Source organism: Sulfuriferula thiophila (genome assembly GCF_003864975.1).
GTDB lineage: Bacteria > Pseudomonadota > Gammaproteobacteria > Burkholderiales > Sulfuriferulaceae > Sulfuriferula > Sulfuriferula thiophila.
Genome location: NZ_BHGL01000033.1, coordinates 238,178 through 259,916, shown reverse-complemented (window position 1 = coordinate 259,916; position 21,739 = coordinate 238,178). Strand labels below are relative to the sequence as shown.

The 21,739-nt window shown below is 53.6% G+C and carries 24 protein-coding genes; 5 read left to right on the top strand and 19 right to left on the bottom strand.

The features are described 5' to 3' along the window. Window positions 1-3 precede the first annotated feature (3 nt). The 9 genes from pal to ruvC form a co-directional block, all read right to left on the bottom strand. Window positions 4-573: a peptidoglycan-associated lipoprotein Pal gene (gene pal / locus EJE49_RS11105; RefSeq protein ID WP_124950780.1), complete on the bottom strand. Its 570-nt coding sequence runs from the start codon at window positions 571-573 to the stop codon at window positions 4-6. 64 nt (window positions 574-637) lie between these two features. Next, the gene (gene tolB, locus EJE49_RS11100) at window positions 638-1,912 is read right to left on the bottom strand and encodes a Tol-Pal system beta propeller repeat protein TolB (protein ID WP_124950778.1); all 1,275 of its coding nucleotides are present in this window, start codon (window positions 1,910-1,912) and stop codon (window positions 638-640) included. A 16-nt stretch (window positions 1,913-1,928) separates the two neighbouring features. After that, the gene (tolA, locus tag EJE49_RS11095) at window positions 1,929-2,810 is read right to left on the bottom strand and encodes a cell envelope integrity protein TolA (RefSeq protein WP_124950776.1); all 882 of its coding nucleotides are present in this window, start codon (window positions 2,808-2,810) and stop codon (window positions 1,929-1,931) included. Next, window positions 2,811-3,230, bottom strand: a complete 420-nt coding sequence (tolR, locus tag EJE49_RS11090; protein ID WP_124950774.1) for a protein TolR — start codon at window positions 3,228-3,230, stop codon at window positions 2,811-2,813. Further along, window positions 3,227-3,910: a protein TolQ gene (gene tolQ / locus EJE49_RS11085; RefSeq protein ID WP_124950896.1), complete on the bottom strand. Its 684-nt coding sequence runs from the start codon at window positions 3,908-3,910 to the stop codon at window positions 3,227-3,229. Before tolQ ends, tolR begins: the two co-directional genes overlap by 4 nt. A gap of 12 nt (window positions 3,911-3,922) precedes the next feature. Further along, window positions 3,923-4,312, bottom strand: a complete 390-nt coding sequence (ybgC, locus tag EJE49_RS11080) for a tol-pal system-associated acyl-CoA thioesterase (protein WP_370685827.1) — start codon at window positions 4,310-4,312, stop codon at window positions 3,923-3,925. 1 nt (window position 4,313) lies between these two features. Continuing rightward, complete coding sequence (gene ruvB / locus EJE49_RS11075; RefSeq protein WP_124950772.1) at window positions 4,314-5,351, bottom strand: Holliday junction branch migration DNA helicase RuvB; 1,038 nt, start codon at window positions 5,349-5,351, stop codon at window positions 4,314-4,316. Beyond that, window positions 5,348-5,929 (bottom strand): Holliday junction branch migration protein RuvA, encoded by a 582-nt coding sequence (gene ruvA / locus EJE49_RS11070; protein WP_124950770.1) that lies wholly within the window; start codon window positions 5,927-5,929, stop codon window positions 5,348-5,350. Before ruvA ends, ruvB begins: the two co-directional genes overlap by 4 nt. Window positions 5,930-5,935: 6 nt before the next feature. Beyond that, window positions 5,936-6,463, bottom strand: coding sequence for a crossover junction endodeoxyribonuclease RuvC (gene ruvC, locus EJE49_RS11065; RefSeq protein ID WP_189941866.1), 528 nt, complete (start codon window positions 6,461-6,463; stop codon window positions 5,936-5,938). Window positions 6,464-6,652: 189 nt separating this feature from the next. On the opposite strand from ruvC, the gene EJE49_RS11060 reads away from it, so the two are divergent. The 4 genes from EJE49_RS11060 (at window position 6,653) to EJE49_RS11045 (ending at window position 10,796) form a co-directional block, all read left to right on the top strand. After that, a complete protein-coding gene (locus EJE49_RS11060) occupies window positions 6,653-7,633 on the top strand; it encodes a hydrolase (RefSeq protein WP_124950768.1) in 981 nt (326 codons plus the stop codon). Window positions 7,634-7,730: 97 nt separating this feature from the next. Continuing rightward, the gene (locus tag EJE49_RS11055) at window positions 7,731-9,107 is read left to right on the top strand and encodes a phosphomannomutase/phosphoglucomutase (RefSeq protein WP_124950766.1); all 1,377 of its coding nucleotides are present in this window, start codon (window positions 7,731-7,733) and stop codon (window positions 9,105-9,107) included. Window positions 9,108-9,114: 7 nt separating this feature from the next. After that, window positions 9,115-9,669 carry a molybdopterin adenylyltransferase gene (gene mog / locus EJE49_RS11050; RefSeq protein ID WP_124950764.1) on the top strand — a complete coding sequence of 185 codons (555 nt, stop codon included), beginning with the start codon at window positions 9,115-9,117 and terminating at the stop codon, window positions 9,667-9,669. Between the two features lie 122 nt (window positions 9,670-9,791). Continuing rightward, window positions 9,792-10,796 carry an OmpA family protein gene (locus EJE49_RS11045; RefSeq protein WP_189941864.1) on the top strand — a complete coding sequence of 335 codons (1,005 nt, stop codon included), beginning with the start codon at window positions 9,792-9,794 and terminating at the stop codon, window positions 10,794-10,796. Window positions 10,797-10,865: 69 nt separating this feature from the next. Here EJE49_RS11045 and hrpA read toward each other — a convergent pair whose 3' ends face one another. The 10 genes from hrpA to EJE49_RS10995 are packed head-to-tail and all read right to left on the bottom strand — an operon-like array spanning window position 10,866 to window position 20,564. Next, window positions 10,866-14,597 (bottom strand): ATP-dependent RNA helicase HrpA, encoded by a 3,732-nt coding sequence (gene hrpA / locus EJE49_RS11040; protein WP_124950760.1) that lies wholly within the window; start codon window positions 14,595-14,597, stop codon window positions 10,866-10,868. After that, the gene (locus EJE49_RS11035) at window positions 14,594-15,253 is read right to left on the bottom strand and encodes an energy-coupling factor ABC transporter permease (RefSeq protein WP_124950758.1); all 660 of its coding nucleotides are present in this window, start codon (window positions 15,251-15,253) and stop codon (window positions 14,594-14,596) included. The genes hrpA and EJE49_RS11035 overlap by 4 nt, the downstream gene beginning before the upstream one ends. Window positions 15,254-15,259: 6 nt before the next feature. Further along, window positions 15,260-16,018: a sulfite exporter TauE/SafE family protein gene (locus tag EJE49_RS11030; RefSeq protein ID WP_189941862.1), complete on the bottom strand. Its 759-nt coding sequence runs from the start codon at window positions 16,016-16,018 to the stop codon at window positions 15,260-15,262. A 3-nt stretch (window positions 16,019-16,021) separates the two neighbouring features. Further along, window positions 16,022-16,333, bottom strand: a complete 312-nt coding sequence (locus EJE49_RS11025) for a DUF190 domain-containing protein (RefSeq protein WP_124950756.1) — start codon at window positions 16,331-16,333, stop codon at window positions 16,022-16,024. 2 nt (window positions 16,334-16,335) lie between these two features. Beyond that, entirely contained in the window at window positions 16,336-16,719 is a 384-nt protein-coding gene (gene crcB / locus EJE49_RS11020) for a fluoride efflux transporter CrcB (RefSeq protein ID WP_124950754.1), read from the bottom strand. Then, on the bottom strand, window positions 16,719-17,123 hold the full coding sequence (locus EJE49_RS11015; RefSeq protein WP_124950752.1) for a hypothetical protein: 405 nt from the start codon (window positions 17,121-17,123) through the stop codon (window positions 16,719-16,721). The genes crcB and EJE49_RS11015 overlap by 1 nt, the downstream gene beginning before the upstream one ends. Window positions 17,124-17,126: 3 nt before the next feature. After that, window positions 17,127-18,080, bottom strand: a complete 954-nt coding sequence (gene rluB, locus EJE49_RS11010) for a 23S rRNA pseudouridine(2605) synthase RluB (RefSeq protein ID WP_124950750.1) — start codon at window positions 18,078-18,080, stop codon at window positions 17,127-17,129. 48 nt (window positions 18,081-18,128) lie between these two features. Next, the gene (gene scpB / locus EJE49_RS11005; RefSeq protein ID WP_124950748.1) at window positions 18,129-18,707 is read right to left on the bottom strand and encodes an SMC-Scp complex subunit ScpB; all 579 of its coding nucleotides are present in this window, start codon (window positions 18,705-18,707) and stop codon (window positions 18,129-18,131) included. Further along, the gene (locus EJE49_RS11000; protein ID WP_223246924.1) at window positions 18,697-19,497 is read right to left on the bottom strand and encodes a segregation and condensation protein A; all 801 of its coding nucleotides are present in this window, start codon (window positions 19,495-19,497) and stop codon (window positions 18,697-18,699) included. Before EJE49_RS11000 ends, scpB begins: the two co-directional genes overlap by 11 nt. Further along, the gene (locus tag EJE49_RS10995; protein WP_124950744.1) at window positions 19,494-20,564 is read right to left on the bottom strand and encodes a sensor domain-containing diguanylate cyclase; all 1,071 of its coding nucleotides are present in this window, start codon (window positions 20,562-20,564) and stop codon (window positions 19,494-19,496) included. The genes EJE49_RS11000 and EJE49_RS10995 overlap by 4 nt, the downstream gene beginning before the upstream one ends. Window positions 20,565-20,857: 293 nt before the next feature. Between EJE49_RS10995 and dapA the strand changes: the two genes are divergently transcribed. Beyond that, window positions 20,858-21,733 carry a 4-hydroxy-tetrahydrodipicolinate synthase gene (gene dapA, locus EJE49_RS10990; RefSeq protein WP_124950742.1) on the top strand — a complete coding sequence of 292 codons (876 nt, stop codon included), beginning with the start codon at window positions 20,858-20,860 and terminating at the stop codon, window positions 21,731-21,733. The last annotated feature ends 6 nt before the right edge of the window (window positions 21,734-21,739 follow it).

The following is a 21,739-nucleotide window of genomic DNA, read 5'->3' as shown; positions in this document are numbered from 1 at the left end:
GCATTACTCACCTTGATAAACGATATCGGCACGGCGGTTTTGTGACCAGGCCGCTTCATCTTCGCCAGTTGCTTTCGGCTTTTCTTCGCCGAAACTGACAGCTTCCATTTGTGCTTCCGGTACATTCAGCAAATTCAGAGCTTTACGTACGCTATCTGCACGGCGCTGGCCCAATGCCAGGTTGTATTCACGGCTACCACGGTCATCGGTATTGCCTTGCAAGGTCACTTTTGCATCCTTGTGGCTGGTCAGATAGGCCGCATGCGCTTCTATCATCGGACGGAAATCACCTTTGACATTATATTTGTCAAAATCGAAATACACACTACGCTGTGACAGAATATTGGATGGGTCTTTTAACGGATTCATCTGACTAGCCAGACGAGCCTGTTCCAACGCAGCAGCCTCAGCAGCAGCTTTGTCAGCAGCTGCTTTATCAGCAGCGGCTTTGGCAGCAGCACGTGCAGCCGCATCCTGTGAGGATGTATCTACCACTGGCGCCGGCTTGGTATCAACCGACGAGCAACCTGCCAACATACCCACAATAACCAGACCCAATACAGTTTTTTTCATTTACCACTCCTTTGATTTAAAGAAAAGTACCACAAATACAGCCCCAGTCATAATGACAGAGCCTTTAATGCCCCCAATCCGGTTCGCGCATATCACCCGCGCGATCAGATAAACGCACCTGCGTTTTGCCATCCGAGGAAACAGCAGACAATACGCCACGGCCATTAATCTCCGTGGCGTAAACGATCATTTTGCCGTTAGCGGCAAAACTAGGTGATTCATCAAGATTGGTATTCGTCAGCACTTGTATCTGGCCGCTAGAAATATCCTGCACTGCAATACGGAAACGGCCTTCACTACGCTGCACAAAAGCAAAACGTTTCCCATCCGGTGCCCAGGTCGGCGACACGTTATAATTGCCATCATAAGTCATCCGTTTTGCACTGCCGCCAGCCACAGAAATTTGATAAATTTGTGGACTGCCACCTCGGTCTGAAGTAAACAGCAGAGACTGACCATCGGGACTCCAGTCCGGCTCGGTATCGATACCACCGCCAAAGGTAAGACGTTTCAATCCGGTGCCGTCTGCATTGATCAAATACAGCTGCGAGCCGTCATCACGAGTCAGCACCAATGCCAGCTTGCTGCCATCTGGCGACCAGGCCGGCGCGCTATTACTGCCTTTGAAATTGGCCAGTATCCGCCTTGTCCCTGTCATCATGTTCTGCACATAAATCACTGGCTTTTTGGCCTCAAATGACACATAGGCAAGCTTGCTGCCATCAGGTGACCAGGCCGGAGAGATCAATGGCTCAGTCGATTTCAGTACGGTTTGCACACCCTGGCCATCGGCATCAGCGACTTGCAATTCATAGCGCTTGCCCTGTTTGATCACATAAGCAATATGCGTGGAAAATATTCCGGGTACACCCATCAGCTTCTCATACACCACATCAGCGATTTTATGGCCGACCATGCGTAACTGTGTGGCGCTGGTGGTATAGCTGTAACCTGCCATTTGCGTCTGTTTCACTGCGTCCATCAGGCGAAAGCGGACTTCAATCTGCCCATTCGCCAGCACGCTGACCTGCCCCAGCACGGCAGCTTCGGCTCCGCGCTTGCGCACTATGCTGAAACGCGGGTCAGCCGGATCAGTTAACGGCGGGTTAAGATCAGCCACATCCACCAGACTTAGCTCACCGGTACGTGCAAGATCTGCCGCCACCACATCCGTAATCGTACGATACGCATCACCCGCACCGACAAATGGCGCAATCGCCACCGGTAATTTACTGGCTGCACCACCGATAATTTCTATGGTCATCGCGGCATGTGCCAACACTGGCAATAACAGCATCACACTCAGACTTGGCAACCAGAATTTCACTATATTTCGCATTTATCTAAGCCTTTTGTTAATGTTCATTAGGTGCAAATTTCAAGTCCAGATCTCTGAACTCGTTGACCAATGCTGCATCAGGCGGCATCGGCAGCGGTGACGCTTTGAGAATGGCGCGCTCCACTGCACTATCATAAGCAGGCTGACCACTGGGGCGCAGCAATTTCACATGCACCACATCACCCGTCGGCAACACCGACACTTCGAAACGCGCTTGCGGATTACCTTGCAAGCTATCCGGCAAGATAATTTTGCTGCGGATTTTTGCTTTGATCTTATCCTGATATTGCGCCCGCATAGTCGATTGTTCTGCAGCCTGCTTGCTTGCCAGCGCAGCCTGGCGACTGCTGGTCAGGGATCGAGCAGATTCCGCATTAAACTCATTCTGCGACTGCTGCGTAATCATCTGGCGCAAGGCCGCCTGTTTCTTTTGCTGCTCTAACTTCTGCTGCTCAATTTTCTGTTGAGCCACTTTCTGCTCCGCCAGTTGCTGCGCGGCCTGCTTCTGCTGTTCCTGTTGTCGCTTCAGTTTCTGCTCGGCCAGTTTCTGCTCGGCCAGTTTCTGCTCAGCTATTTTCTGCTCGGCCTGCTGTTGCGCTAACTGCTCAGCTTCACGTGCTTTCTGTTCCGCCAGCTTGCGTTTCTTTTCAGCCAGTGCAATATCCGGATTCGGCACTACCGGCTCGGGTTTGCTCTGCTTTTCAATTCGCGGTTTTGGCTCCGGAACGGACCGGCTAGATGTAGCCACAGGCGGCTGCCATAACTCCACCATCACCGGTTCCGGCGCATGCGTTTTCCAGTTAATGCTGTATACCAGCAAGGCAAAAAACACTACATGCACCAATATCGCCAACACAGCCGCTGGTAAACGTCCGGGCGTGGCTGATTCACTCCGCATTTAATTGGCCCCGGGTGCGGCGAGCAAACCTACCCGCTTAACCTGGTTTTGCTGCAGCAGGCTCATCACCTTCATCACCGCTTCATAGCGCACACTTTTATCCGCAGCGATAACCACTGGCTGATCAGGCTGATCCACCTGCTTCTGCCGTATCAAGGCCAATAACTCATCCTGACTCACACTTTGCTCATCACCGGCATGAGCCTGATCACGCACCCGCAAGTCACCATTTGCGCGTATGGTGACTTGCAAAGGCTGCACAGCAACCGTTTGCGTTTTCGCCACGCTGGGCAGATCCACCTGCCCGGGATTTATCATCGGCGCAGTCACCATGAAGATCACCAGCAACACCAGCATCACGTCGATGTAAGGCACGACGTTGATTTGATTCATCTGTTTACGAGGACGACGGGCGTTCATTTTTTATGCGCTTGCCGTTGCAGAATATTGGAAAACTCTTCGATAAAGCTCTCGAAGCGGTTTGCCAGACGATCAATATCATAGGTATAACGGTTATAGGCAATCACCGCCGGTATGGCCGCAAACAAGCCCATCGCGGTCGCAATCAAGGCCTCGGCAATGCCAGGCGCCACATGCGCCAAGGTAGCCTGAGCCACATTAGCCAGACCACGAAATGCATTCATGATGCCCCACACCGTGCCGAACAGACCGACATACGGACTCACCGAACCTACCGTCGCCAGGAAGGACAAATGCGATTCCAATGCATCCATTTCACGCTGATACGCGGCACGCATGGCGCGGCGCGAACTCTCGGTCATCATCGCCGCATCGGTTCCCGGCTGATTTTTCAATTTCATGAATTCGCGAAAACCAGCTTCAAAAATACGTTCCAGTTCGCCACAACGGTCATGGTCACGCGAAACGCGCTGATACATTTGATTCAGATCCGCGCCATTCCAGAACTCTTGTTCAAACGCCTGCGCCATTCTGGCTGCACGTTTCACCGCGAACATTTTCAGGAAGATATACCACCACGACATGAACGAAGCGATGAGCAACAACCCCATCACCAGCTTGACGGTCAAACTTGCGCTGGCCAGCAAGGCCAGCATCGATAAATCCTGATTCACACCGATATCCACTGTAATTTATTCCAAAAGTTGCAAAATTTGATCCGGTATTTTAACCGGTTTAAATGTCAGCGCGTTGACGCAGACCACTTCGATTTCGCTGATCACCAGCGTGCATTCACCCTGTATGCTTTGCGCAAAGCGAATCCGCGCCGGACTCAGCCGTTTGATCCGCGTCAACACTTGCAATGCGTCATTAAAGCGCGCCGGTTTAAGATAATCAACAGTCACATGCCGCACGACAAACACCACGCCCAACTCATCCCGCAACGTGGTTTGTTCAACCCCCAATGCACGCAGCCATTCGGTGCGCGCTCGCTCCATAAATTTCAGATAGTTGGCGTAATAAACCACCCCTGCCGCATCGGTATCTTCATAGTAGACCCGCACCGGCCAAACAAATTCCATCTCAGGCATCGCGCTCATTCCACAAATCCGATTTACTCGGCACATTCAGCCCGAAATGCCGGTACGCCATCAAGGTTGCCATACGCCCACGCGGAGTGCGCTGCAAATAACCTTGCTGGATCAAATACGGCTCCAGCACATCTTCTATCGTATCGCGCGATTCGCCAATTGCAGCGGCCAGATTGTCGAGCCCTACCGGACCGCCATCAAATTTCTCCAGCACTGCGCTCAACAATTTCCTGTCCATCACATCCAGCCCAGCATGATCGACATCCAGCATTTGCAAGGCATCATCCGCCACAGTCCGCGTCACCCGACCATCGGCACGCACTTCAGCAAAATCCCGCACCCGTCGCAACAAACGGTTAGCGATACGCGGCGTACCACGCGAGCGCCGTGCGATCTCAAATGCGCCATCATCGACAATACTCATTTCCAGCAGTTGCGCCGAGCGCTTCACAATCCGGGTCAACTCCTCGGCCGTATAAAACTCCAGTCGAGCCACGATACCAAACCGGTCACGCAACGGATTAGTCAGCATCCCCGCCCGGGTCGTCGCACCCACCAAAGTAAACGGCGGCAAATCCAGCTTCACCGAACGCGCCGCTGGCCCTTCGCCGATCATGATATCAAGCTGAAAATCTTCCAATGCTGGATAGAGTATCTCTTCCACCACCGGGCTGAGCCGATGAATCTCATCGATAAACAGCACATCATTCGGCTCAAGATTGGTCAGCAATGCAGCCAGATCACCCGCCCGTTCCAGCACAGGGCCGGACGTCTGGCGCAGATTCACGCCCATTTCACGCGCAACAATATGCGCCAGCGTGGTTTTACCCAGACCCGGCGGGCCAAACAGCAACACATGATCCAGTGATTCCCCACGCTTACGCGCTGCTTCGATAAAAATCGACAATTGCCCGCGCGCTTTTTCCTGCCCCACATATTCAGACAGCTGCTTGGGCCGCAACGCCCGCTCTATCTGTTCTTCCACCACATTCTGTGCGGCGGGTGCGATTAAACGATCAGTTTCTATCATGGCTTGGACAACCATTTCAAGGCGAGCCGGATGCCATCTTCCACACTATCACTGACAGCAATCTGACGCACCGCGCCAGACGCCTCGCGCTCGTTGTAGCCCAAGGCCAGTAACGCATTGAGCACGTCACCATTAACCTGTGAACTGCTATTCACCACAGCACCTGCAGGCAGCGCATCCGCAATCTTGCCTTTCAGCTCCAGCAATAAGCGTTCTGCGGTTTTTTTTCCGATACCGGGTATCCTGGTCAGCAACCCCACATCCTGCAGTGCCACAGCTTGCGCCAGATCCGCCGCACTTAAGCCGGACAGCACAGCCAGCGCCATTTTTGCACCAACGCCAGTTATTTTGATCAGTTGCCGAAAACTCGCACGCTCCGCCTCGCTACCAAAGCCATACAGTAACTGCGCATCTTCACGCACCACCAGATGGGTATGCAGCGCCACGCGCTCACCCAATGCCGGCAGATGATAGAAGGTACTCATCGGCACATCGATTTCATACCCCACGCCACCCGCATCCACCACTATTTGCGGCGGATGTTTTTCTATAAGCGTCCCTGTGATTCTACCTATCATTATTTGTCATCCTATCAGCCGTCCATTCTTAACCCGATATCCCGCCGTCGCCAATAACCCCAAGCCTTGCCCACCATGTGCATGGCAGATCGCACACGCCAAGGCATCCGCCGCATCAGGACCGGGGAGGCCGGGCAAGTTGAGCAAGCGCTTAACCATTTCCTGCACTTGTTCTTTGGCCGCATGACCATTACCGACCACCGCCTGTTTGACTTGCAATGCCGTATATTCCGCCACCGGCAAATTCTTCAGCACTGCTGCACAAATCGCAGCGCCCCGTGCCTGCCCAAGCAGCAAGGTAGATTGAGGATTCACATTAACGAATACTTTTTCTATCGCAGTTTGATGCGGCTGATTGCTATCTATCACTTCACCCAACCCTGCCAGAATCACACTTAGCCGTTGCGGCAGTTCGCCTTCACCACTTTTAACACAGCCGCTGGTGACATACACCAGCCGATTGCCGATTTTATCGATCACGCCAAACCCGGTCACGCGCAAACCCGGGTCTATACCCAGAATACGTATCGTCAAAACAGCTTCCTAACCATATACACACTCACACCCGTTATCATTGCGTCAGGACAAGCAAACGCGGCAAATCGACTCACTTCATTCAACAGCATCTTCATGTACCATTTTACCCGCTACCAACCAAACTCTGCTCACTTTTCAGCACTTTGCTATACTTGCACACACCATTCGACCAGCTTAACATCATCAATGCCGGACACACCTAGCCCCACTCACGAATATCAAGCACCCAACTGGTTACCAGGGGGCAATTTACAAACACTCTACCCTTATTTTTTTGCCGCCAGGCCCAAAGTCCACTACCGTCGCGAACGCTGGGAACTGCCCGATGGCGATTTCCTGGATCTGGACTGGGTGGACAATCCGGCCGACGCGCCATTAGTAGTGCTGTTTCACGGACTGGAAGGCCATTCCCGCGGGTTTTACTCCCTGGCGCTGATGAACCAGATCAAACATCGCGGCTGGCGTGGCGTCGTCGTACACTTTCGCGGTTGCTCAGGCGAACCCAATCGTCTGCCCCGCGCCTATTTTGCAGGCGACAGCGCTGAAATCAACTACGTGTTGCGACGCCTGCGTGAACAAGAGCCGGATTCGATTATCTACGCCGTTGGCGTTTCGCTCGGCGGTAACGCCCTGCTCAAATGGCTGGGAGAGCAAGGCTCAGCCGCGAATGGTGTAATCCAGGCTGCTGTTGGTATCTCTGCACCACTGGATTTAACTGCAGCTGGCAATACACTGGATCAAGGATTCAATCAGCTGTTTTATACTCGGCATTTCCTGACCACCCTCAAACAAACTGCGTTACAGAAACTGAAAAAATTTCCCGGATTGTTTGATGCCAGCCGGGTGCAGGCGGCGACCACTTTGCGCGAATTCGATGATGTGGTCACCGCACCGCTGCACGGCTACGCCAATGCGGATGAATACTGGCTACGCGCTTCCAGCAAACCTGGCCTCATCCACATCAGCGTCCCCACCCTCATCATTAACGCCAAGAACGATCCTTTTTTACCCAGCAGCGCACTGCCTGACCAGCAGGAAGTGTCTGCTGCGGTTACGCTGCATTACCCCGAACAGGGCGGTCATGTCGGCTTTCATAGCGGCCCTTTCCCCGGCAATGTCGACTGGCTGCCAAAACACGTGCTGAATTACCTGCAACACCAGGGCTGACGCCTTGTCTGCGGAAATAGTTAAGGGTATGCTGATTGTCATAAATCCGCTTTAGACTTCATCCGAATACTAACTCACACCTGATCGGGAGCTCACTGTGCAAAACCTGCCTCAAGAAATCTTCAAAGCCTATGACATACGCGGCATCGTCGGCAAAACGCTGACACCCGAAATTGTTGAAGCAATTGGTCACGCGATTGGTTCTGAGGCTGTTGCTCGCCAGCAAACCACCATCTGTGTCGGTCGCGATGGCCGCCTGTCCGGCCCCGAACTGGCCGCAGCACTGGCCCGCGGCATACAGAAATCCGGCATCAACGTTATTGACGTCGGCATGGTGGCAACGCCTATGACCTATTTTGCTGCCTACCAGCTCAACACGCATTGCGCGGTCATGGTCACCGGTTCGCATAACCCGCCCGATTACAACGGACTGAAAATGGTGCTCGCTGGCGAAACCTTGTCCGGCGATACTATCCAGGCACTGCGCCAGCGCATCGAAAATAATGATCTCGCCCACGGCAATGGCAGTTACAGCGAGCATGACATAGCCTCTGAATACATCGCGCGTATCGTCGGTGACATCAAACTTGCCCGCCCGATGAAGATCATCGTTGATGCCGGCAATGGCGTACCCGGTGCATTCGGCCCGGAACTCTATCGCCGCCTGGGTTGTGAAGTAGAAGAAATGTTCTGCGAAGTCGATGGCAATTTCCCGAATCACCATCCTGATCCGTCGCAACCAGCCAACCTGGTTGATCTGATAGCCCGCCTCAAAACCAGCGATGCCGAAATCGGCCTCGCATTCGATGGTGATGGCGACCGCCTGGGCGTCGTTACCAAAGACGGCACCATCATTTTCCCCGATCGCCAACTGATGCTGTTTGCCGATGACGTGCTGTCACGCAACCCCGGTGCCGAGATTATTTTCGACGTTAAATCCACCCGTAACCTGTTCGACTGGATACGCGCGCGCGGCGGTCGCCCCTTATTATGGAAAACCGGTCACAGTTTCATCAAGGCCAAAATGAAAGAAACCGGCGCACTGCTGGCTGGCGAAATGTCCGGGCACATATTCTTCAAAGAACGCTGGTACGGTTTTGATGATGGCTTGTATGCCGGCGCACGCCTGCTGGAGTACCTGAGCAAACAGGCCGACATCAATGCGACGCTGCACAGCCTGCCGGATACCGTCAACACCCCCGAGCTCAACATAACCCTGCCCGAAGGTGAGCACTACAAGCTGATGGATAAACTACAAGCCACCGCTATTTTTCCCGACGCACAAAACATCATCAAACTGGATGGCTTGCGCGTGGAATATGCAGACGGTTTCGGCCTGGCGCGTCCATCCAATACCACCCCGGTAATCGTGTTGCGGTTTGAAGCCGATACCCAGGCCGGCTTAGAGCATATCCAGGCCGACTTCAGACGCGTGTTTGAACAAGCTGCACCCGGCCTGGCACTTCCCTTCTGAGATCAATATGAACACAGCTAAAATCGGCATCGTATCCATTTCCGACCGTGCTTCCAGCGGAATATATGAAGACAAAGGCATCCCCGCCTTGCAAGCATGGCTGCAAGGCGCATTGCTCAACCCTTGCGAATTCGAAACCCGGCTGATCCCGGACGAACAAACCCTGATTGAGGACACCTTAAAAGCGCTGGCTGACACCAACCATTGCGATTTGATCCTCACTACCGGCGGCACCGGACCTGCGCCACGCGATGTCACGCCGGAAGCCACGCTGGCAGTGGCAGACAAGGTGCTGCCAGGATTCGGCGAAGCCATGCGTGCAGTGAGTCTGAAATACGTCCCCACAGCCATCTTGTCACGTCAGGTCGGCGTAGTGCGCGGCAACAGTCTGATCATCAATTTACCGGGACAACCCAAAGCCATCGCCGAAACACTGGATGGCGTATTTGCAGCCGTTCCCTACTGTATAGACTTAATCGGCGGCGCTTACCTGGAAACCAATCCGGAGGTAATACAAGCATTTCGCCCAAAAAGTAGCATAAAAACAACAATTGCCGTGTGATTTACCATACAAACACAAATTTAACATTTGTATGCTTAGGTGTAGGCGTTTATCTGTGCTAAATTATTCCTATCGTTGACATGAAAATAACAACGTTTTTTTGTAATCACCAGGAGAATAATATGTCCCGTACCTTACGCAATCTTGTTGCAATGTCTTGTGTATTACTGGCTGGCCAGGCTGCTGCTGCAGACATGGATACCCGTACTTACATCGCACCAAACGTTAACTATACCTTTACCGATAAAGACTGGGGTGTGGATGACGCAATCGGTTTCGGCGTTGCTGTAGGTAAGCCAATTACCGAAAGCATCAATCTGGAATTGAATGCAAACTTTGCATCACATAGCGCTAAGAATGGTTCAGGCAACTCCGGCTCACTGGATAACACCGGTTTGAGCGTTGATGCCCTGTATTTCTTCAATCGCAATGCTGATTTCGCTCCATACCTGGTTGCTGGTATTGGTGGTTTGAACAGCCGTGCGCATAACTTGAACGAAACCAACTTCGCAGCTAACGCAGGTATCGGTTTCATGAAAATGTTTAACGGCGTAGGTTTCCGTTCCGATGTGCGTTATCGTTACACCGACAATGTTGGTTCCAACCCAAGCATCAACCCAAGCGACTGGATTGTTAGCGCTGGCCTGGTAATTCCATTGGGCGCAGCGCCAGTTGCTCCAGCACCGGCTCCGGCACCAGCTCCAGCACCGGCTCCTTACGTTGCTCCAGCACCGGCTCCAGAGCCAGCACCTGCTCCAGCCCCGGAAGTTGTCCGTCCAGCTGCTCACACCAAGATCATCCTGGAAGGCACTAACTTCGATTTCAACAAGGCAACTTTACGCCCTGCTGGCAAATTAAAGCTTGATGAAAACGTCAAGACTTTGACCCAGTATTCAGATATCAATGTTGAAATTTCTGGCCATACCGACAGCATCGGCTCAGAAAAATACAACATGAAGTTATCTGAAAAGCGTGCTGAAACCGTGAAAAAATACATGGAATCTAAAGGCATTGCTGCTAGCCGCATGACCACCAAAGGTTACGGCAAGACCAAGCCTATCGCCAGCAACAAGACCAAAGCTGGCCGCGCAGAAAACCGTCGCGTAGAAATCGAAATCCTGAACTAAGCATCATTAGCAACACATAAAAAAGCCGCAGATATCTGCGGCTTTTTTATTGTCTGAATATTCACATCATTAACCCTGTACCGACTCCCACATTTTCTGCAAGCGCTTGATCGACACTGGCTGTGGTGTTTTTAACTGCTGTGCAAATAAGGAAATACGCAGCTCTTCCAGTTGCCAGCGAAACTCCTCCAGTTGTGGATCATCCACACCCGCTTTGCGATGCTTCAGCTCACGCGCCTGCATTTGCGCGGTCAGCGTCGCCAGCATCGTCGTATGCTGTTGATCTTGCGCCAACCGATCCGGCAGTTTATCCAGTCGCTGCTGCATACCCTGCAGATAACGCGGTAGATGCTGCAGGCGCAACCATGGCGTCGCGGTGATGAAGCCGGGATAAACCAGCTGCTGCAATTGCGCAGCAACATCCTTGGTCACATGCGGCCAAGGTGTCTTCAGTCTGGGTGTTAACTGCTGATGCAAAGCCAGCACTTGTGCAACGATACGTGTTAACGCATCAGCAACTGGTTTGATGCGTGCCCGCGCCCGAACCAGCTGCGCGTCGAATTGTACGTTGGTACGCGGCAACGGATCATCGCCCAGACAGGCACGCTCGGCGATAGCTGCCAGCAAAGCTTCACGTAAGGTATCCGCATCACCAAACTGCCGATATACCAATGCCAGCCGCGTAAAATCCGGGATGTTTTTCTCCAGATATTTAAACTGATCAACCAGATTCATCCGGCATAAACGCACTACCCCATGCCGGTGCGCGCGCTCAGCAGCAGCCGGCGTATCCAGCAAACGTAATGCCACACTGTCCTGCTCATCGATAATCGCGGGATAGCCGGTGACTGACTGACCGGCACGGGTAAACGGCAGCGACTCCGGCACATCACCAAACTCCCAGCGTTTAAATCCGGTTTGTTCAAAGGTATTATCCGGTGCACTGAAAGTCAGCTGCGCGGCTTCACCCAACTGCTCGCGCAACGCCTGAATTTCACGCCCCATGCCCAATTCCTGCCCACGCTCGTCAACTACGCGGAAATTCATTTGCAAGTGCAGCGGCGGTGCATCCTGCCAATCATTGGCTGTTATTTTAAGGCCGCTGCGTTTCGCCAGCCAGGCAGCCAACGCCTCGGTCAATGGCGCAGTCGGCGTCAGTGCTGACATCACCGCCGTCACCGTATCCGGCACCGGCACGAACACCCGGCGTAAATGTTTAGGTAGCGCTTTCACATACCAGCTCAGTTTTTCCCGCAACATACCCGGCACCAGCCAGTCAAAACGCCAGGCAGGCAAGGCATTCAGCAACGCCAGCGGTATGGTTACGGTTACCCCATCCAGTACATGCCCCGGCTCAAACCGGTACTGCAGCGGCAAGCTCAGGCCATCCCATTGCAAGGCCTGCGGAAACCAGTCTTCGGTGATGCTGCCGGCATCGTGGCGCATCACGTCATCGCGGCTTAAATACAATAGCCGCGGGTTAGTCCGCTCCGCCTCACGCCGCCAGCGTTCGAATCCGCTGCCATTAACGATATCCGCCGGGATCCGTGCATCAAAGAACGCAAACAACCGCTCCTCATCTACCAGCACATCCTGCCGGCGCGCCTTGTGTTCCAGCTCGCTGACTTCATTGAGCAGTTGCTGGTTATGTGCAAAGAATGCCGCACGCGTCTCAAATTCACCTGCCACCAGCGCAGAACGGATAAAAATCCGGCGGCTCTCTACTGGATCAACCGTGCCGTAATGGATGCTGCGCCGTGGAATGATAATCAGGCCAAATAACTGCACTTGCTCGAAGGCGCTTACCTGCGCTGTTTTCTTCTGCCAGTGCGGATCAAAGTAATGGCGTTTCAACAGATGCGCGGCAATCGCTTCCAGCCATTCCGGTTCTATCTTCGCCACCGTACGCGCATACAGCCGAGTCGTTTCGATCAGTTCAGCCGCCATCACCCATTTCGGCGGCTTCTTCGCCAGCGCCGAGCCGGGATGCACATAGAACTTGATCCCGCGCGCACCCTGAAAGCCACCTTCGTCCATTTTCACGCCGATATTGCCAAGGAATCCTGTCAACAAGGCTTTATGAATCGCTTCGTAATTGGCTGGCTCGGCATTCTCCACTAACCCCAGCTCACTTGCGGTTGTCGCCAGCTGCCCATGCACCTCACGCCATTCCCGCAAACGGGTAGGATTGAGAAAATGCTCGCGGCAGGTTTCCTGCAGTTTGCGATTGGATTTCTTATGGCGTAGTGCGTCATCATAGAATTCCCACAATTTAAGCAAACCGGCAAAATCCGAAGCCTCATCAGCAAACGCCCGATGCCGGTCATCTGCCGCACCGGCTTGCGCTGCAGGGCGCTCACGCGGGTCCTGCACGGATAACGCCGCACACAATATCAACGCCTCGCGCAAACAGCCAAATTGTTGCGCCGCCAATACTACCCGACCGATTTTCGGATCCAGCGGCAAGCGTGCCAACTGTTTGCCTACCGCTGTCAGCCGCCGTGTGCTATCCACCGCATTCAGCTCTTCCAGCAGCTGATAGCCATCCGCGATCAGCCGTGGCGCAGGCGCATCCAGGAATGGAAAATCAGTTGGCTGCCCCAGCCGCAATGCCGACATGCGCAAGATCACGCCCGCCAGCGAAGTGCGCAGAATTTCCGGATCGGTATATTCCGGGCGGCCCGCATATTCCTGCTCGGAATACAAACGGATGCATACCCCGGCAGCGACCCGGCCGCAACGCCCCGAGCGCTGGTTGGCTGATGCTTGTGATACTGGCTCGGTGAGCAATTGATCGACTTTATTTCGCGCCGAGTAACGCAATATGCGCGCATAACCCGGATCAATAACGTAGCGAATTCCCGGCACAGTCAGTGAGGTCTCCGCCACGTTAGTCGCCAGCACGATACGTCGCGCATTGGTCGGCTGAAAGATACGCTCCTGCTCTTTGACCGACAGCCGCGCAAACAGCGGCAAAATCTCGGTATGCGGCGGATGATGTTTGCGCAAGGCTTCGGCTGTATCGCGGATTTCACGCTCACCCGGCAGAAACACCAGGATATCGCCCTCACCCAGCCGCACCAGCTCATCTGTCGCATCCAGTATCGCCTGGGTAACGCGCTCCTCATCGGTCTCGCGGGCTTTCTGCCCGTCTTCAAGACGTTCAGGCGCAAGGATGGGTCGGTAACGGATTTCCACCGAATAAGTCCGTCCCGACACCTCGATTACCGGCGCATTATTAAAGTGTTTAGAGAAACGGTCGGCGTCAATGGTCGCCGAAGTAATAATGATCTTCAACTCAGGCCGGCGCGTCATTAGCTGGCGCAGGTAACCCAACAGAAAATCAATATTCAGACTGCGCTCATGCGCCTCGTCGATGATGATGGTGTCGTATTCACGCAGATCGCGATTGCCGGTGGTTTCAGCCAGCAACATACCATCGGTAAGTACCTTGATCACGCTGTCGGCGCGCACCTGATCGCTGAAGCGCACCTTGTAGCCGACCCCCTCACCCACTCGCGTACCCAGCTCCTGCGCCACGCGTGAAGCCACGGTACGTGCCGCGATACGGCGCGGCTGGGTACAGGCGATACGCCCGAGCTGCCCGCGTCCGGCATCCAGACAGATTTTCGGCAATTGCGTGGTTTTTCCCGAACCGGTTGCGCCGCAAACAATAATGGCTTGATGCTGCTGTATCGCTGCACTGATTTCCTGGTGTCGCGCTGAGACGGGCAGAGCTTCGGGATAATTAATTGAGGACGGTTGCCAGTAACGTGGCGTAACGCTGGTTGTTTCTGTCATTTATTATCTACGTAATGCTTATCATCAAATGTCGCCACCCATTGCGGGCGATATACGACCAACACGGTAATCAACATGCCGGTAGTCACCGCTTCCGACCAGGCCATCAACAGGAAATACGGTAAATAGGTGTGCACTAAATCCATTAGCGCGTAGGCACCCATTTCCGCCAGGGACAAGGTCACTGCCACACCGGTTAGCGCCACGGACAGCGCCGCTCCGACAAAACCATTAATGAAAATATAAATGAACAGATGGTTGGGCAAATAGCGATCGGTCAAGCGATACAACCACCAGCTTACCGTGACCGGCACCACCCCCATCAGTAAAGCATTCAGTGCAAACGCATGCCATGCACCATCCCAGAACGTGGTAAGCAACAGCACCAGCATCAACCCCAGTAACGCGAACCAGGGGCCGAACAGCAAAGTCAGCAAAGTTGCACCCAGGATGTGCAGATTCAGACCGGGACGTATACCCGCCTTGATTTGCCAGAAACCCAGCACCAGCACACACGCACCGAGCATGAGATTGAGTATGCCCGGCTTACGCAACACCGGCCACGGCGCAGAACGCAGCGACCAAGCCAGCACCAGCGCAAACACTATCCACAGCCAGCCCAGCGTCGAGGGTAATAAACTATCGGTTAGATTCATTGTCTTTTAACCCCAGATTAACTTCAATCCGATCAGGATCGTCACTATTTCAAACGCGCGTTTGATCCACAAATTGCCTTTTTTGATGGCAATATGACTGCCCAGATAGCCGCCCAGTATCGATCCGGCGAGCAAAGCCGGCATCCAGTCCCATGCAATATGGCCAAGATAACCCAGCACCAGCGCACCCGTGCCATTCCATAACAAACCGCACAGCACCAGGGTATATGCCACAGCACGCTGATAGTCGAGGCCGAAATAGCGAATCAGCCAGATGGTCAGAAACAGGCCAGTACCCGACGTCACCGAGCCATTCAGAAAGCCAACCACAAACAGACCCAGCATACCGATCAACAGCGCGCGACCGGACTGATTACGGGGCGCGTAGTCCATACCGAGTTTGGGTTTGAATACCGAATAAATGCCCAGCCCAAAAGTTAACACCCCTAACGCAAACATCGCCAGTTTAGGGGGGATAGCGAGAATCACACTTGCTCCCAGTACTACACCAGGCAACCCGGCACCCAGAATAATTAGCGAGAAACGCCGCTCGAACTGGTTGTTTTTCAAGTGGCGCAGAGTTGCACCCAGGCCCAGTGCGACACTGGCAACTTTATGCGTCGCCAGTGCTACGGCAAACGGCAAGCCCAGAAAAATCAGCATCGGGAACTGTATCAACCCTGCGCCACCACCGGATAAAGCCGAAAACCAGTTCGCCGCAAATGAGGCGATAAACAGCACGAACTGATCAAGCAATCCTGTCATCGATTAAACAGTTATGCCAGAGGTTACCGACATGCGGGTATAGAACAGATGCAACCCTTGTTCAGCACATAGCGCCAGCATTGCTTCAGCCTGCGCTTGGGACAGTACCAGTTCAATGATCACCGGCAACTCACCGCCGAGTTCAAAAAAACTATCCTCCTGCAAACCGTGACGCCCGAAACCAGCACTGGCACGCAACACAGTTCCGCCTGCAACACCCAGTTGACGCGCACTGTCCAGCAACCAGTCAGACAGCAAATGACGCTGGTGTTGCTGACCTTCGCGCGCATATAAACGCAAACAGATTTGCTCCATGATTAACCTCTCAATACCTTATACGTCCAGACGCCCAAACCGGTCATCAATACCGATCCGGCCAGATGCAGACTCACTGACAGTGCGCCCCAGCCCCATTGCTGGCGGGATAGCAAGGTAAAAATCTCAGCAGAAAAAGTTGAGAAGGTGGTCAGGCCACCCAGAAAACCGGTAATGATCAGCAAACGCCATTCCGGTGACAGCCCAGGTTGCTGAGCAAAGAAGGCAATGGCCAGCCCGATCAGATAGCCACCCAGCAAGTTCGCCGTCAATGTACCCAGGGGCAGTGTCGGGAATAGCGGATTCAGCCATAAACCCAGACCCCAGCGCAGCCAGGCTCCAACCGCCGCTCCCACACCTATGGCAATGAACGCTGAGATACCCATCACATTTTACAAATCGGATCGTTGTCAGGTTGTAACGCACTGCGCGCTACGGCGGCAAACAGCGCATGAATTTCGTCCAGCGTGAAATGTGCCATCAGGCGGCTGGCAATCTCCGGTGCAACCGCCACCATGCTGGTTTGTCCATCCGGCAAATCGACATGAAATCCAGCCACATGTCTTTTCAGCCCGTCGGCTTGCTGTTCAGTCAGCCGCATTTGCTCATCCAGCAAGGTGTCGTAAGTCGCCTCCAGCTCATGCATCAGCGCATCCGTCAGTTGCGCTTCCGGCACCGCAACTACCCAGCCGAAATGGTCGTCACGCACGGTACAGGCAAGCAGCAGACTTTTCAGATAATCCACGAATCGTTCACGAATTCCGGCGTCAAAGAAAATAAAGTCCAGCATGATTTATCTCTTTTTATCCTGCGGACGATTTTGCGGCAACTGTTCCGGCACCGGCAAGCCCACCCATTTCAATATCGCTGCGACCTGGGCGGATTCCAGTTCCAGCATATGCCCACGTTTAACCCGTGGCGGCAAATTCACCATGCCGAAACGCACCCGTATCAGCCGGCTCACCATCATGCCGAATTTTTCAAACATACGGCGCACTTCGCGATTACGCCCTTCTTTGATGATCACCTGATACCAGCGGTTGGAGCCTTCACCACCCATTTCGGCAATTCGCTCGAAATAGGCCATGCCATCTTCCAGCTCAACACCCGCGGTCATGCTCTTCATCTGCTCCTGACTTAACTCGCCCATGATGCGCACAGTGTATTCGCGCTCCACTTCAAAACTTGGATGCATCAAACGGTTAGCCAGTTCACCACTGGTGGTAAAAATCAGCAGGCCTTCCGTATTGAAATCCAGCCGGCCTATCGCCACCCATTTGCCGTTGCGCACCCGAGGTAACGCATCAAACACGGTTTTACGTGCTTTAGGATCGTCGCGACTGACAATTTCACCTTCCTGCTTGTGATAAATCAGCACGCGTGGTAGTTCCACGTCAAAACTCAGTTTCACCGGGCGTTTATCCACCAGCACTCTGTCGCCCGGCGATACCCGCTCGCCCAATGTAGCCGTCACGCCGTTAATCGACACACGCCCGGCAGTAATCCAGGTCTCCATCTCGCGACGCGAACCCAGACCAGCCGATGCCAGCATTTTTTGTAATTTTTGCGCGCCATCGCCGGTTTCCACCGGCTCCGCAACGGGCGCAGGGACTTCCGGCACATGACGACGAGGCGCTTCTGCCTTAGGCGCACGTTCACCCCGAGACGATTTCACATCCTTGGCAAATTTCGGTTCGGCGGGAGGCGTTGCAGGTTTACGCGGGCGGCGTATAGGGGAAGCGGGCATGATCTATCCAGATTGTTGCGTATAATCGATGATTATACTGCAAAAACTCTAGTCTTCCTGCGCTAAATCCAGTTGTGCGGTATGCGGGTTAGGCGCAACCAGATTCCCCAGCTCCACCAATGGCGGCAACTCATCCAGCGCGCGCAGATTCAAATCACTCAACAACTGCCTGGTGGTCACATAGAGCGCAGGCCGGCCCGGCACTTCACGATGGCCTACCACCTTGATCCAGTCACGCTGCTCCAGCGTTTTAATGATCTGCGTATTGACGGCCACCCCGCGAATTTCTTCAATATCACCGCGCGTAACCGGCTGTTTGTATGCAATAATCGCCAGCGTTTCCATCACCGCACGGGAATATCTGGGCGGCTTTTCCGGGTTGATACGTTGCATATAACGCTGAAACTCCGCTCGAGTCTGAAAGCGCCAGCCGTCAGCAACCATCACCAGCTCCACCCCCCTGCCCTGCCATTCATCGCGCAATTCTGCCAATGCCCGACGCAGCATATCCGCACCCAGATCCTCATCGAATACGCCACGCATCTGCTCCAGCGTCAGCGGTTCAGCGCTGGCAAACAATATCGTTTCCAGTACTATTTTTAATTCCGTAAGGTGCTTAATTGACATGAGCTAATCGTACATAAATTGGCGCGAAATCCTCGTTCTGGGTGATTTCGACACGGTGTTCACGGGCTAATTCCAGCATCGCCAGGAATTTTACCACCAGATGGGACACGCCCAGTTCGGCTTCAAACAGAGTGGAAAACTCCATAAACAAATCGCCTTGCAAGGCATCCAGTATCTGCCCCATCGCTTCACGCACCGACAGCTCCTGACGCCCTACCCGATGATGGCGACGAGTACCGGAACGGGCCAGCAGCCCCAGCCAGGCCTGAGTCAAATCATCCGTGGATATTTGCGGCAGCAGTTTTTCCACCTGCTCGCTCCACACGCTTACTGCCAGATAATCACGACCAACGCGCGGCAATTCGTCCAGATGTTCAGCTGCCAGTTTCATTTGCTCGTATTCCAGCAAGCGCCTCACCAGCTCGGCACGCGGATCACTGCCTTCACCAGAATCATCCTCGAGTACCGGACGCGGCAACAACATACGTGACTTGATCTCGATCAACAGCGCCGCCATCAGCAGATACTCTGCCGCCAGTTCCAGCTGCTGCTTACGCATCAAGGTCACGTATTCCATGTATTGCGCAGTAAGCCTGGCCATAGGGATATCCAGCACATCCAGTGAATGCCGGCGAATCAGGTACAGCAGCAAATCCAGCGGGCCTTCGAATGCACCCAGATACACCGCCAGCGCTTCGGGTGGAATATACAGATCCTGCGGGAATTCGGTCAGCGGCTGGCCGTTAATCAGCGCCAGCACATCGGGCAATACGACAACTTCAGTGGTCACGACTGCACCACCACGCAATTACGTCCACGCGCTTTGGCGCTATAAAGTGCAGCATCAGCATCATTGATCAACTGCCTGGCGATAGCTTCCTCAGCCGCACCCACATTGTGTAATGCAATGCCGGCAACACCAATCGAAATAGTCAGTGACAATGGCTCAGCCAACCCCACGTTGAACACATGACTATCAATCGCCAGCAGTATCCGTTGCGCGATGTCATTTGCGATGTCACTATCAGCACCCGGCAACAGCGCCACAAATTCCTCCCCGCCATACCGGGCAAAACTGTCGCTGCCACGCAAAACGGTCTGAATGACTTGTGCAGCCTGTTGCAGCACGGTATCACCAACCGGATGCCCCCATTGATCATTGACCTGCTTGAAATGGTCCAGGTCAAACATCATCGCAGCGAGAGGCTGCTGATGACGCAAGGCGTGATTCACGGCTTCTTTTAACCGCGCATCAAAATAACGCCGGTTATTGACCTGCGTCAGTGCATCGGTCAGCCCGAATTGCTCCAGCTTGTCAAAATACAATGCGTTTTCCAGACACATCACCAGAAATGCAGACAGGCGATCCAGAAAATAAGTGCCGCTTGATGCCATGAAACGCCGCACATCATGGCTCGCCAGATGCAAACCACCCATCAGCTTACCCTGCCGCACCAAAGGCAATAATGCCACCGAGCCTGACTGGGTGTGGACGAACATAGTTTCATGCAACGCTGCCTGATAATCCCCCAGCCGGGTTCTTAGCGGCTGCTGATATAAGCCTAACAACCGGGATTCATGCGCAACCAACTCCAAACCCATGCTCTGCAACTCAGGTAAGCGCACGCCACCCAATATCCTTGCCCATTCGCCAGTTTCATCCAGCAGCAGCAAACGCACTTCATCCAGATCAAAACTCTGGCGAAAATCGCAAAGGATGATATTCACCAGTTGCGACAACGCTCGCGTTGCCATCAACTTCTGCTCCAGCTGGCCGAAACGCTGCAATTTATCTTCATTTTTACGCGCTTCGGACAACAATGTATCAAGCTGCTCACGCAATGGTTCGATCTGCAAGTGCTACCCCCTAATTACACGCATCTTAAAATCGCACATGCGCACCAGCACAGTAACAGGCACACCCTTTAACAGAAAATGTCCTGATGCTCTACATTCCCCACATCCAGCGATGGCATTAGTGGGAACCCCCCTATTTTTAACCACCTGCTGATCTTATCCATAATATTACACACCTCGGCTCAACATCGCTATTTTAACGTCCAGAGCACACTGCGAGTTTTCTACATTCAGGTTATCGGGTAAACTCACAAATTCTGATTATTGTTTAGCATACTCAACAGGTAAAAAACATGCTCACAGGCAGTTTAGTCGCGATTGTTACCCCCATGTTTGAAGATGGCAGCCTTGATCTGGCGGGCTTGCGCGCGCTAGTCGATTGGCATATCGCGCAAAAAACCGACGGCATCGTTGTCGTTGGCACGACAGGTGAATCTCCGACGGTCAATCATGACGAACATTGTGCCCTCATCCGCGCCGTGGTCGAACACACTGCCGGGCGCGTACCGGTGATCGCCGGCACGGGTGCCAATTCGACATCCGAAGCGATAGCCCTCACCCAGTGCGCATTGTCAGCGGGAGCTGATTACGGCCTGTCAGTTGCGCCGTACTACAACAAACCCGGCCAGGAAGGGCTGTACCGCCATTTCAAAACCATTGCTGAAGCCGTGGAACTTCCGCTCATTCTGTACAACGTACCTGGCCGCACGGTAACCGACATCAGCAACGATACGGCATTACGCCTGGCGCAGATCCCTAACATCGTTGGTATAAAAGACGCTACCGGCAACATGGAGCGCGCCACCGACCTGATCATGCGCGCGCCCAATGATTTTGCCCTGTACACCGGCGATGATGCCAGCGCATTGGCCTTTATGCTGCTAGGTGGACACGGCGTGATTTCAGTCACGGCCAACATTGCCCCACAGGCCATGCACGATATGTGTATCGCCGCATTCAACGGGGAGATTCAACGCGGCCGCGACATCAATCACACACTATTTGGCCTGCATCGCAAATTATTCGTAGAAGCCAATCCTATACCAGTCAAATGGGCATTAGCGGAGATGGGATTAATCAAATCCGGCATCCGCTTACCACTGACCGAACTTTCCTCCGAACATCACGACACTTTACGCGCCGCTTTACACCAAGCGCATGCCATTTAAGGATTT

Excerpts from the sequence above, each read along its gene's own strand:
- pal (WP_124950780.1), bottom strand. The coding sequence starts at position 573 with ATGAAAAAAACTGTATTGGGTCTGGTTATTGTGGGTATGTTGGCAGGT.
- tolB (WP_124950778.1), bottom strand. The coding sequence starts at position 1,912 with ATGCGAAATATAGTGAAATTCTGGTTGCCAAGTCTGAGTGTGATGCTG.
- tolA (WP_124950776.1), bottom strand. The coding sequence starts at position 2,810 with ATGCGGAGTGAATCAGCCACGCCCGGACGTTTACCAGCGGCTGTGTTG.
- tolR (WP_124950774.1), bottom strand. The coding sequence starts at position 3,230 with ATGAACGCCCGTCGTCCTCGTAAACAGATGAATCAAATCAACGTCGTG.
- ybgC (WP_370685827.1), bottom strand. The coding sequence starts at position 4,312 with ATGGAATTTGTTTGGCCGGTGCGGGTCTACTATGAAGATACCGATGCG.
- ruvB (WP_124950772.1), bottom strand. The coding sequence starts at position 5,351 with ATGATAGAAACTGATCGTTTAATCGCACCCGCCGCACAGAATGTGGTG.
- ruvA (WP_124950770.1), bottom strand. The coding sequence starts at position 5,929 with ATGATAGGTAGAATCACAGGGACGCTTATAGAAAAACATCCGCCGCAA.
- EJE49_RS11060 (WP_124950768.1), top strand. The coding sequence starts at position 6,653 with ATGCCGGACACACCTAGCCCCACTCACGAATATCAAGCACCCAACTGG.
- mog (WP_124950764.1), top strand. The coding sequence starts at position 9,115 with ATGAACACAGCTAAAATCGGCATCGTATCCATTTCCGACCGTGCTTCC.
- EJE49_RS11045 (WP_189941864.1), top strand. The coding sequence starts at position 9,792 with ATGTCCCGTACCTTACGCAATCTTGTTGCAATGTCTTGTGTATTACTG.
- hrpA (WP_124950760.1), bottom strand. The coding sequence starts at position 14,597 with ATGACAGAAACAACCAGCGTTACGCCACGTTACTGGCAACCGTCCTCA.
- EJE49_RS11035 (WP_124950758.1), bottom strand. The coding sequence starts at position 15,253 with ATGAATCTAACCGATAGTTTATTACCCTCGACGCTGGGCTGGCTGTGG.
- EJE49_RS11030 (WP_189941862.1), bottom strand. The coding sequence starts at position 16,018 with ATGACAGGATTGCTTGATCAGTTCGTGCTGTTTATCGCCTCATTTGCG.
- EJE49_RS11025 (WP_124950756.1), bottom strand. The coding sequence starts at position 16,333 with ATGGAGCAAATCTGTTTGCGTTTATATGCGCGCGAAGGTCAGCAACAC.
- crcB (WP_124950754.1), bottom strand. The coding sequence starts at position 16,719 with ATGGGTATCTCAGCGTTCATTGCCATAGGTGTGGGAGCGGCGGTTGGA.
- EJE49_RS11015 (WP_124950752.1), bottom strand. The coding sequence starts at position 17,123 with ATGCTGGACTTTATTTTCTTTGACGCCGGAATTCGTGAACGATTCGTG.
- rluB (WP_124950750.1), bottom strand. The coding sequence starts at position 18,080 with ATGCCCGCTTCCCCTATACGCCGCCCGCGTAAACCTGCAACGCCTCCC.
- scpB (WP_124950748.1), bottom strand. The coding sequence starts at position 18,707 with ATGTCAATTAAGCACCTTACGGAATTAAAAATAGTACTGGAAACGATA.
- dapA (WP_124950742.1), top strand. The coding sequence starts at position 20,858 with ATGCTCACAGGCAGTTTAGTCGCGATTGTTACCCCCATGTTTGAAGAT.